Annotated in this window: 5 protein-coding genes and 1 pseudogene; 5 read left to right on the top strand and 1 reads right to left on the bottom strand. The window is 48.3% G+C overall.

Annotated features, from left to right (window positions below):
* From O9324_RS12095 to O9324_RS12075, 5 genes are all read left to right on the top strand, one after another.
* Positions 1 to 199: transposase (locus O9324_RS12095; RefSeq protein WP_196219937.1), on the top strand; the 199-nt coding region annotated here is incomplete at its 5' end.
* A gap of 290 nt (positions 200 to 489) precedes the next feature.
* On the top strand, positions 490 to 843 hold the full coding sequence (locus O9324_RS12090; protein ID WP_002766602.1) for a metal-sensing transcriptional repressor: 354 nt from the start codon (positions 490 to 492) through the stop codon (positions 841 to 843).
* 66 nt (positions 844 to 909) lie between these two features.
* Positions 910 to 1,092, top strand: coding sequence for a 30S ribosomal protein S21 (rpsU, locus tag O9324_RS12085; protein ID WP_002738938.1), 183 nt, complete (start codon positions 910 to 912; stop codon positions 1,090 to 1,092).
* Between the two features lie 154 nt (positions 1,093 to 1,246).
* Positions 1,247 to 1,900, top strand: coding sequence for a uracil phosphoribosyltransferase (gene upp, locus O9324_RS12080; protein ID WP_002764021.1), 654 nt, complete (start codon positions 1,247 to 1,249; stop codon positions 1,898 to 1,900).
* A gap of 14 nt (positions 1,901 to 1,914) precedes the next feature.
* Positions 1,915 to 2,202: a ssl2009 family thylakoid membrane protein gene (locus O9324_RS12075; protein WP_002766601.1), complete on the top strand. Its 288-nt coding sequence runs from the start codon at positions 1,915 to 1,917 to the stop codon at positions 2,200 to 2,202.
* 227 nt (positions 2,203 to 2,429) lie between these two features.
* Here O9324_RS12075 and O9324_RS27490 read toward each other — a convergent pair.
* A pseudogene (locus O9324_RS27490) lies at positions 2,430 to 2,774 on the bottom strand (PEP-CTERM sorting domain-containing protein); the annotation flags it as partial.
* Positions 2,775 to 2,909: the final 135 nt, after the last annotated feature.

Below are 2,909 nucleotides of genomic sequence, written 5' to 3'. Positions count from 1 at the left end.
CAGTGTTTTTACCAAGAGTTGTCAAACAATCCGAAACTGGTTTGGAGAAATAATTAGTTATTTCGAGCGAAGGACAACGAATGGGGTGGTCGAGGGAATCAACAATAAACTTAAACTAATAAAACGGAGAGGCTATGGCTTTAGAAACTTTCGGAATTTTTGGGTTAGAAGTATGTTGTCTTGGCATCTTGTCTGTTGATTTAGCATAAAGAGTAACGAAGAGCCAAATTTTCACCCCCACAGATGAAAGAGGTTTCCTTCCCTACACCCCACACCCGACACCCCACACCCCACCTGCCCCCCCGATGTCGGGGGGGTTGGGGGGGCCACACCCGACACCCGACACCCTACACCCCACACCCCACACCCCACACCCTCTTTCAAACCGAAGACCCCTGAACGGAAATTCAAACTGGACAAAACTATGCTAGGGGCTGGGGTCTGCAAGTGTGGCACACTAGAGAGTATAACTGAATTGACGGTAAGCCCTTGACTAATCAAATTACCCCTTTCGACCCCCTTCACAACCACGACGAGACGGGCCATGACCACGAGTCAAAAGGGACTCCCCACGTCCATAGCGAAGCTTCCCTGAAGCAAATTATTAACCGTCTCTCGCGGATCGAAGGACACATTCGCGGCATCAAGACGATGGTATCGGAAAATCGTCCCTGTCCCGAAGTTTTGATGCAAATTGCCGCTATTCGCGGGGCGATTGATCGCGTTGCCAGAATTATTCTCGACGAACATCTGAGCGAATGTATTGCCCGGGCTGCCCAGGAAGGTAGTATCGAGACAGAAATTGAAGAATTAAAGGCCGCCTTGGATCGCTTTTTACCCTAGATTGTGCTATAATGAGAAGTTGGCATTTTTTAGGCAGAGAGCAATTACAGGAGGTGAATTAGGTTAATGACCCAAGTGGTAGTTGGTCAGAACGAGGCGATCGAATCAGCCCTGCGTCGTTTTAAGCGACAGGTAGCGAAAGCGGGAATTTATGCGGATATCAAAAAGCATCAATTTTTTGAAACCCCTCAAGAAAAGAGAAAGCGTAAAGCAGTAGCCCGGAGACGACAAAGAACCCGTCGTCGTTAAAATTAGCCAAGTCAGAAGCCGCTCGCAAGCTTCTGGCTTGCTTTTATTTTAACCTCTGTTTTGGGGTTTGGGAAGCGGGAAGTGGGGAGTGGGAAGTGGGGAGAAAAAAGCTGTTAAGATAAAGTTTAGTCCTCGATCGAGTTCTAGTGTTTTCATGGTTTTACAACTGCGCGTCTATGTTCCCGAACATCCTCTGGTTAAGCATTGGTTAGCGATCGCACGCGATCAAAATACCCCCTCGGTACTGTTTAAAACAGCGATGACGGAACTAGGCCGCTGGTTAACCTACGAAGCGGCGCGGCAATGGTTGCCGACCCTGGAAACTAGCGTTAAAACCCCTCTAGCGGAATGTCCGGCTACTTTTATCGATCCTAGCGTACCGATGGCCGTAGTTCCGATTTTAAGGGCAGGATTAGCCCTGTTGGAAGGAGCCCAAAGCCTTTTACCCCTAGCTAGTACCTATCACCTCGGTTTAGCCAGAAATGAGGAAACCCTAGAGGCGAGTTGTTATTTAAATAAATTACCGGCCAGTTTTGATCCGGCCACAAGAGTCTTAATTCTTGAACCGATGTTAGCCACGGGGGGATCAATTTCAACGGCAATGGCAGAAATTACCAGCAGAGGCGTTGATCCTGCCCTGATTCGCCTGATTTCCGTGGTGGCTGCCCCGCCGGCTTTACAGAAATTGAGTCAAAATTATCCCAGCTTGAACATCTATACGGCTATTATCGATGAAGGATTAAATAGCCGCGGTTACATCGTGCCGGGATTGGGCGATGCCGGCGATCGAGCTTTTGGAACCTATTAGGAGAAAAGGGGATTATGAGTCAGCGAGATGGGTTTACGGGCGGTTTTTTAGCCGGTGCGATTGTCGGTGGTTTAGTGGGCGGTGTTTTGGGGACAGTGTTGGCTAATCGCAGCCGTCGCGGTTTAGGAGATGGGGATAATCAAGCTTTTTTAGAGGAGATCCGCAATGGGCGCTTGACTCCAGAGGAAGGCATGGAAATGGCCCGCCGCAGTTTAGAAGATAAAATTGCCCAGTTAAATCTAGCGATCGATGATGTGCGTCAACAGTTAGGATCGGTACAGGAAAACGGCAGCGATCATTAAATAGGGCTGGCCGAATAAATCTAAAAACCTCTTCCCTAATTTCCTTGGCTGTAGCTTGGATTACTGTTGCTTGTGTAGTCACGATTTTTGATCATTCTACGGCCAATCCTAACATAATTCAGGACTGAGATGCTACCCATCAAAAAACCTCCCCCAAAAAAAGAGAGAGGAAACCCGCACCTCCTCTCCTCTTCCAGAAAACGGGTTTCTCAAAGAAACCCGTTTTCTTAAGTGTCGCTGCCGCCCCCAGTAAGCCTAACAGCACTCCCTAGCATTAAGCCGCCTAGGGTGATAAAACCAAGAAGGCTAGAGGGTTCTGGAACAGGAGTCGCATCAAGTATAACGTTATCGAAAACTAATTGTGTCCCCCCATTATTCGGACGGTCAATAGATATGCGAATTCCCGCACCCTGATCGGCAATCCCCGCCAGATAAGAAGTTTTGAACGATAAGAACACACCTCTTGACGAAAAGGAACTCTGATTGAATGTAAAACTTGACAAAACGGTATTATTATCACTCCGGCGAAGCGAAATTGTACTGTTCGGCAAGGTCAAGTTGCCCGGTTCATCGGAAATTTTGGGTCTGAAACCCCGCCGTTCTAGGTTGGCTTTACGTTAGAATTAAAAGGCCAGTCTCGAAAACCAAGTGGACGGCGCAGCACCTGGAAAACTCGGCTTAGGGGGTTCCGACCAGAAAAGCTTGGC

The sequence above is a fragment of the Microcystis sp. LE19-84.1B genome, from assembly GCF_027531875.1.
Taxonomy (GTDB): Bacteria; Cyanobacteriota; Cyanobacteriia; order Cyanobacteriales; family Microcystaceae; genus Microcystis; species Microcystis panniformis.
The sequence above is the reverse complement of the archived record's forward strand: the minus strand, read 5'-3'. Positions and strand labels throughout refer to the sequence as shown.

Bases quoted from the DNA above. Each gene is read 5' to 3' on its own strand.
- rpsU (WP_002738938.1), top strand. From the start codon at position 910: ATGACCCAAGTGGTAGTTGGTCAGAACGAGGCGATCGAATCAGCCCTG.
- upp (WP_002764021.1), top strand. From the start codon at position 1,247: ATGGTTTTACAACTGCGCGTCTATGTTCCCGAACATCCTCTGGTTAAG.
- O9324_RS12075 (WP_002766601.1), top strand. From the start codon at position 1,915: ATGAGTCAGCGAGATGGGTTTACGGGCGGTTTTTTAGCCGGTGCGATT.